Below are 6,395 nucleotides of genomic sequence, written 5' to 3'. Positions count from 1 at the left end.
TGGTGGGGTACCGCCAGACTGCCCTCCATCTGACCGATGAGGAGACAATGGCGCTCATCGCGGACCTGCGCGCCGTCGTCATGTCCCGGGCTGACCACGAGCCTGCACCAGGGCGGCGCCGTCGCACCTTCACGACCGTCCTCATGCCGACTGACCACCAGGCGAATCGCAGCTGATCGCATCCGGCGGCTCCTACCATTGAGCCGTGATGCTCGTCGAGCGGGATCACTACCTGCGCACCCTTGAGTCGTACCTCGATGACGCGGCTGCCGGACACGGTCGGCTGGTCTACATATCGGGCGAGGCTGGCGTGGGCAAGTCCTCGCTCGTCAGTGCGTTCTCGTCCGACCACGCCGGCCGAGCAGTGTGTTCTGTCGCGTACTGCGACGGATCCGCGACGCCATCACCGTTGGCACCCGTGCGCGAGCTGCTGCCGACGGTGCGACCCCGTGCATTGCTGGAGAACGCCACGCGGGCGGACATCTTCGCGGCCGTACTGGGCGCGCTTCGCGATCCGGCCCATGACAAGCCGCACCTCGTCGTCGTCGAGGACGCGCACTGGGCTGATCAGGCCACCTTGGATCTCCTGCTCCACCTTGCCCGGCGCATTCACACCTGCCGCGCCGTCGTCCTCGTCACCTACCGGCGTGAGGACGTCGACGTGGCTCAGGGCTTGAGGCAGCTGCTCGGTGACAGTGCCTCCGCCACTGGCACCCGACGCCTTGACGTGCAGCCCCTGTCGCGTGACGCGGTGACGACGCTCGTCGCCCAGCACGCGAAGGCACACCCGGACGGCCGTCCGGTCGATCCAGCACGCCTGCACGCGATCACCCACGGCAATGCCTTCTACGTCACCGAGGTCCTCTCGAGTGGCCTCGACACGGTTCCCGAGCGGTGCCGAGATGCGATCCTCGCCCGGGTGGCCGGCCTCTCCGACGCGACCCAGCAGGCGCTCGAGATCGTCGCACTGGCGGGAGCCCGAGCGGAGGTGGCTCTCCTCGAAGAACTACTGAGCGCTGGGCTGGAGACGCTCGACGAAGCGCTCGCACGGGGTCTGCTCGTCGAGGCCGACGGAGCCATCACGTTCCGGCACGAGCTTGCCCGCCGCGTCGTGGCTGAACAGCTTCCCCTGGGTCGGAGGATGCACCAGCACCGTCGACTGCTCGCCGCTCTGGAGGCTCGGGGTGCCGACCCGGCGCGGCTCGCCCACCACGCCGACGCCGCGGGCCTCAGCCAGTCAACCGTCGAGCACGCCACTGTCGCGGGCCGACGCGCCGCCGAGCTCGGCTCCCACCGCGAGGCGGCACGCCAGTTCGAGCGGGCCCTGGCTCATGCAGCCCGCCTCTCCGGCAGCGGGCTGCCCGACGAACAGATCGCAGACCTGTACTGGTCACTCGGCTACGAGCTGTACATCACCGGCCGCATCGAAGATGCCTCGGCGGCCGTGGGAAGCGCTCGTGATATCTGGGAGCAGCTGGGGGCGACCATACGCGTCGGTGACGCCTGGCGGTGCCTGTCTCGCCTGTTGTGGTTCGAGGGACGCAACGCCGACGCCGAGGCTGCGGCAGTTCGGGCGCTCCAGGTCCTCGAGGGGCCTCCCACTCCGGAGCTCGCCTATGCCTACAGCAACATGACCCAGCTGTACATGCTCACGAGTGATGGTGCGGCGACCCGGACGTGGGGTGCCCGGACCCTGTCGCTCCTCGAGTCCCTCCCCGAGGGCCGCGCACGGACCGAGCTGCGTGCGCACGCCCTCAACAATCTCGGAACGATCGAGGTGGTCGCCGGCGACCGGGCCTCCGGTGTCACGATGCTCGAGGAGAGCCTTGACCTGTCGCGTCGGGCGGAGCTGCACGAGCACGCTGCCCGCGCCTACGTCAACCTTGCGTCGAGCGCGATTGCCCAGCGTCGCCACCACGACGCGCATCGTCACGTGCTGGAGGGGATCGAGTACTGCACGGAGCGCGACCTCGACTCCTGGACGAATTACCTGCTGGCGTGCGATGCGGAGCTCCAGGTCAATAGGGGCGACCTGGCCGCAGCAGAGCGTCGGGCCGAGGCGGTCCTGGCCCACCCGTCACTGGCGATCAATGCCGCGCTCACCCCACTCGTGAGCCTGGCCCACGTGCGGGCCCGGCGCGGCGAGGGTGGCTTCGAGGCCCTGGTGGAGCGGGCAGCCGCCCTGGCCGACGGAATCGGCGAAGTGCAGGTGGTGGCCCCGGTCGCCGCGTTGCGTAGCGAGCTCGCCTGGCTCGGGCGGCGCGATGCCGAGGCCGGCGAGATCGCAGGCGCCGTCCTGGAACTCGTCGAGCGAGCGGACTGTCGGTGGAACCGGGGCGCAGTGCTGCGCTGGCTGCCACAGGGTGCACGTCCACCACACCGTGAGGTAGCACCTCCCTTCGCCGCGGAACTCGCCGGAGCATGGCAGGAGGCGGCCGCCCTGTGGGAAGCCCTCGGCTGCCCCTTCGACCAGGCTCTCGCTTTGGCACGCAGTGGCGACCCAGACGCGCTCGGCAAGGCGGCCGGGATCTTCGAGGAGATCAAGGCCCACGCCGCCGCCGCCCGGTGCCGGGCTGACCTGCGCGTTATGGGCCGGCCGGTACCGCGGGCGCCCGGCCGCGCGACGCGCGCCCATCCGAACGGGCTCACGAGACGGGAGTCCGAGGTGGCCGACCTGTTGGTCCAGGGCCTGTCGGACTCCGCCATCGCCGAGCAGCTCGTCATTTCTCGACGCACGGCAGAACACCACGTGTCATCGATCTTGGCCAAGGCCGGTGTGGGCTCACGCAGAGACGTGATCGAGTGGTACTCATCGGCGACGTGAACCGGGTCTCGCGACGTACGTGATCACGGGCGCCTAGGTAGGGGCTCGGCCGACGCGAACATGGGTAGCCGTCCCCCATGCCCGGCTCCATTCCCTTCCGTGACGCTGAAGACACACCAACCAGCCACGGAAAGGTAGAACACGATGCCACTCTTCATGGACGTTCACTCGCTCGGTGACGGCGTCACGATGGACGATGTCGCCAAGGCCCATGCGGCAGACCTGGCCACCCAGGGCACACACGGGGTCAACTACCTGCGCTACTGGGTCGACGAGGAGGAGGGCCAGATCTTCTGCCTCGTCGAGGCTCCGAGCGCCGAGGCCGCCAGCACTGTCCACCGGGAGGCACACGGACTGGTCGCGGACCGCGTCTACGCGGTTCAGGAAGGCAGCTGATTAGCGAGCCCGGCTCGCGTGCGGCCCGACCGCCGTCTCCCCCGTGGCCACGCGCCGCCCCAGTGGCGCTGGGCTGCCAACGGCGCATCCACAACCGTCACTACCACGACATGGCCGTATGCTGCCGGGCTCGCTCCCAGCCCCTCGGCGAGCAAGCCCAGCCCGAGTCGCACGTCACCCGGCAGACCGTACCTGCTTCGTCGCGAGCGAGACGGTCTCACAGTTGGATGCCGCGGGTCAGTGCGCCGTCGACGACGAGGTTGGTGCCGCTGATGCGGCCCGCCTTGGGACTGGCGAGGAAGACGACCGGCCCGCCGATGTCAGCCGGAGTGCCCATGTGGCCGGTGGGGTTCAGGCCGACCGCCATCTCGAACAGCTCCGGATTGCCCGTTTCGATGCTCTCCCACACGCCACCCTTGCAGTAGGTGTTGCCCGGGGACACGGTGTTGGCCCGAATCCCCTTGTCGGCCAATTGCATCGCCAGGCCGTGGATGTAGCCGACGATCGCGGTCTTCGCCGTGCCATACGGTCCCGAGGCGAAGTCCGACTCGCGCCCTGACACGCTCGAGATGGCGATGATGGACGCCGCCTCGCTGCGCTCGAGGAAGGGCATCGCCGCTCGTACCAAGCGAACCGTGTGCATGACGTCGACGTTGAGGCTGAGCTCCCAGTTCTCCTCCGTGTCGGGGATCGCCAGCGCGCTGACGTTGGCGACGACCACGTCGATGCCGCCCATCGCCTCGGCCGAGGTCTGCACCCAAGCGGCAAGCGCCGCGGCGTCTCCTACGTCCACAACGGTGCCCGTGACCTGGCCTCGGCCCGCCAACTCGTTGGAAGTGGTTGCGACCGCCTCCGAGTCGCGGGCGCAGAAGCCCACCACGGCGCCCTCGTCGAGGAAGGCCTCGACGATGGCGCGGCCGATACCGCGGCTGCCGCCCGTGACGAGGACCCGCTTGCCGGCAAGTTGGAGCTCCATGGTCGTGCCTTTCGTTCGTGGGGAGACCGCTGTGAAAGTCGGAGAGCGCGATTGCAGAGAGCGTCGGTCGGGCTCAGACGGTGCCCAGCGTGCGGGCTTGCTCGCGCAGGTCGGCGTGCACGCCCCCGAGGACGTCGCCCGCAGGCAGCAGTGCCTTCGGTGCCTTGACGACCACGCTGTAGTTGGCGTCGACGACATTGGCGACGGGCACGTGCGTGATCTGCGAGCACAGCTGGTATGCATCCATCGTGTGCATCCCGTGGAGGACGCTCACCCAGCGGACCAGCTCGGCGTTGGCAATGCGCCACGAGTCCTCCATCGGCCGGCTGGAGCCGACGGTCATGATGTGGGTGTCGTCCTCGAGGCGCGGCCACCCGGGCGCGTGGCCCTTGACGAGGTCCACGATGAGCGTGCTCGTCATCGCGCCCTCGACCGCGGTGCCGCAGGCCTCGCCCTCACCCTGGCGGTAGTGCCCGTCACCGATCGAGAAAAGGGCGCCCTCGACGTTGACGCCGAGGTAGACGGTTGAGCCGGCACGCATCTCGGGGGTGTCCATGTTGCCCCCGAAGCGTTCGGGAACCAGGGAGGAGCGCGCCTCTCCCCCGGCCGGGGCGACGCCCACCGTGCCGAGCATCGGCTCGAGCGGCAGCTCGATGCGGTGGTCACTGTGCCGTGCGACGAAGCCGACGGTCCCGCGTGCACGATCCAGGTCGTAGATCCACGTCGTGTCCGGCAGGGCCTCCTGCAGCGTCACGACGCGGTCGGTGCCCGTCATGCCGCCGAAGAAGGGGATCGCTGCAGATGCGCCCCAGTCCCGCGCCGGCTCAAGCGCGACCACGTGCAGCACCAGGGTGTCGCCGGGCTCGGCCCCCTCGACGTAGAACGGCCCGGTCTGCGGATTGACGAAGCGAAGGTCCACCTTGGCGCTCGAGAGATCGTCGACGGTACGGAGAGCGCCACCGAAGGCGTCGTCGGACCAGAGCCGAAGGGCCGTGCCCGGCTTGATGCGCATCGCCGGAGCAGCGCCGCCGAACGTGTAGGCGTACTCGTCACGACTGGGCGTGTACTCGATGACGTCCATGGTCGAACGTACCGCGTGCCGTGCGGAGTTGGACACGGTCTTGCCCCCAGATCTTCGCCGGTTGTCCTCTCGGGCAACGCTTCCTGGCGGGCTCAGTCGGCCTCCTGTTCCCGCGCCTTTCTGGACTCGCGGTCGTTGGCTCGACCGATGGCGTCGACGAGCTCGTCCTTGGTCATCCGGGACCGACCCTCGACATCGAGTCGCTTCGCGACGTCGTAGAGGTGCGCCTTGGAGGCGTTGGCGTCGACGCCCCCGGCCGTCTGGCCACCCCGGCGCGCCCGTGCCCCTTGCCGGGCTGCCTGGGCATCCGAAGGGCCCTTGTGCGCCTTCGGCTCCCAATGGTCGCCGACCTTCTCGAAGCTGTGCTTGAGCGCGGCGAAGGCCGTCCGGTGGGCCCGCTCACCTTCGCCGTACTCCTCCACCGCGTTGTCGTGCACCGTCACCCAGAGGTCCTGCGCGTCCTTCGGCGACCGCTGCAACGTCGACGGCATCTCGTCTCTGGCGGGCATGGGAGTCCTCCTCGTGGCGCGGCCGCTCGTTCGAGGGCTTCTACCCGAACGCTGCCCAGCCATGCGCCGCAGCCGACATCACGTCCGCCGCCGAGCCAGGGCCACCCCACCAGCTGTGGTGGCAACCAGTCCGACGACCATCGCGACGATGGAGCCGCCCAACCCGTTGCCGGTGCCAAGCCCACCATCAGCAGTCATTGCGACGAGCGCACCGCCGGCGATGGCCACGAGCCCGGAGCCGACAGCGATGAGGGCTCCACGTCGCCCGGGACCGGACCGCTTTCGACCAGTGGAGCGGAGCAGGGCCAACCCGCCGACGACCGCGCCGGCGAGCCCTACGACTCCCGCCAGAGTGGACAGCAACCTGCCCGAGGTCAGCTCGTAGGAAGTGGCGGAGGGCAGCGCGAGTGGATGGGTGGCCACCGCAACCAGCGGTGCCCCGAACATGAATCCGACTGACATGAATACTCCTTGACGTGAGTTGGCTGTCACTCGAGCCTCGCGGTCCCGGGCAGGAAGGCGCGTCCCCCACCCGCGGACACTTCGCGCTGCGGCGGATGGGGCACCCGCGTGCCGCACACGAAGCAGGCGCCAGTCGACCTACCGCGG

At 69.3% G+C, this 6,395-nt stretch carries 6 protein-coding genes; 2 read left to right on the top strand and 4 right to left on the bottom strand.

Going from position 1 to position 6,395, the window contains the following annotated elements:
* The first annotated feature begins 208 nt into the window (after positions 1-208).
* Both ABF401_RS04625 and ABF401_RS04620 read left to right on the top strand, forming a co-directional pair.
* Positions 209-2,824 carry an ATP-binding protein gene (locus ABF401_RS04625; protein ID WP_353508363.1) on the top strand — a complete coding sequence of 872 codons (2,616 nt, stop codon included), beginning with the start codon at positions 209-211 and terminating at the stop codon, positions 2,822-2,824.
* Between the two features lie 144 nt (positions 2,825-2,968).
* Positions 2,969-3,220, top strand: a complete 252-nt coding sequence (locus ABF401_RS04620) for a DUF4242 domain-containing protein (protein ID WP_353508362.1) — start codon at positions 2,969-2,971, stop codon at positions 3,218-3,220.
* Positions 3,221-3,437: 217 nt separating this feature from the next.
* Here ABF401_RS04620 and ABF401_RS04615 read toward each other — a convergent pair whose 3' ends face one another.
* The 4 genes from ABF401_RS04615 to ABF401_RS04600 form a co-directional block, all read right to left on the bottom strand.
* Positions 3,438-4,196 (bottom strand): SDR family NAD(P)-dependent oxidoreductase, encoded by a 759-nt coding sequence (locus ABF401_RS04615; protein WP_353508361.1) that lies wholly within the window; start codon positions 4,194-4,196, stop codon positions 3,438-3,440.
* 73 nt (positions 4,197-4,269) lie between these two features.
* Positions 4,270-5,277: an acetamidase/formamidase family protein gene (locus ABF401_RS04610; protein WP_353508360.1), complete on the bottom strand. Its 1,008-nt coding sequence runs from the start codon at positions 5,275-5,277 to the stop codon at positions 4,270-4,272.
* Positions 5,278-5,369: 92 nt separating this feature from the next.
* Entirely contained in the window at positions 5,370-5,786 is a 417-nt protein-coding gene (locus tag ABF401_RS04605; RefSeq protein WP_353508359.1) for a ChaB family protein, read from the bottom strand.
* 78 nt (positions 5,787-5,864) lie between these two features.
* Positions 5,865-6,248, bottom strand: coding sequence for a DUF6223 family protein (locus ABF401_RS04600; protein WP_353508358.1), 384 nt, complete (start codon positions 6,246-6,248; stop codon positions 5,865-5,867).
* Positions 6,249-6,395 lie beyond the last annotated feature (147 nt).

This window comes from Intrasporangium sp., from assembly GCF_040414665.1.
Classification (GTDB): domain Bacteria; phylum Actinomycetota; class Actinomycetes; order Actinomycetales; family Dermatophilaceae; genus Intrasporangium.
Note: the sequence above shows the minus strand (reverse complement) of the source record. Positions and strands in the feature narration are given on the sequence as shown.

Bases quoted from the DNA above. Each gene is read 5' to 3' on its own strand.
- ABF401_RS04610 (WP_353508360.1), bottom strand. From the start codon at position 5,277: ATGGACGTCATCGAGTACACGCCCAGTCGTGACGAGTACGCCTACACG.
- ABF401_RS04605 (WP_353508359.1), bottom strand. From the start codon at position 5,786: ATGCCCGCCAGAGACGAGATGCCGTCGACGTTGCAGCGGTCGCCGAAG.
- ABF401_RS04625 (WP_353508363.1), top strand. From the start codon at position 209: ATGCTCGTCGAGCGGGATCACTACCTGCGCACCCTTGAGTCGTACCTC.
- ABF401_RS04600 (WP_353508358.1), bottom strand. From the start codon at position 6,248: ATGTCAGTCGGATTCATGTTCGGGGCACCGCTGGTTGCGGTGGCCACC.
- ABF401_RS04615 (WP_353508361.1), bottom strand. From the start codon at position 4,196: ATGGAGCTCCAACTTGCCGGCAAGCGGGTCCTCGTCACGGGCGGCAGC.
- ABF401_RS04620 (WP_353508362.1), top strand. From the start codon at position 2,969: ATGCCACTCTTCATGGACGTTCACTCGCTCGGTGACGGCGTCACGATG.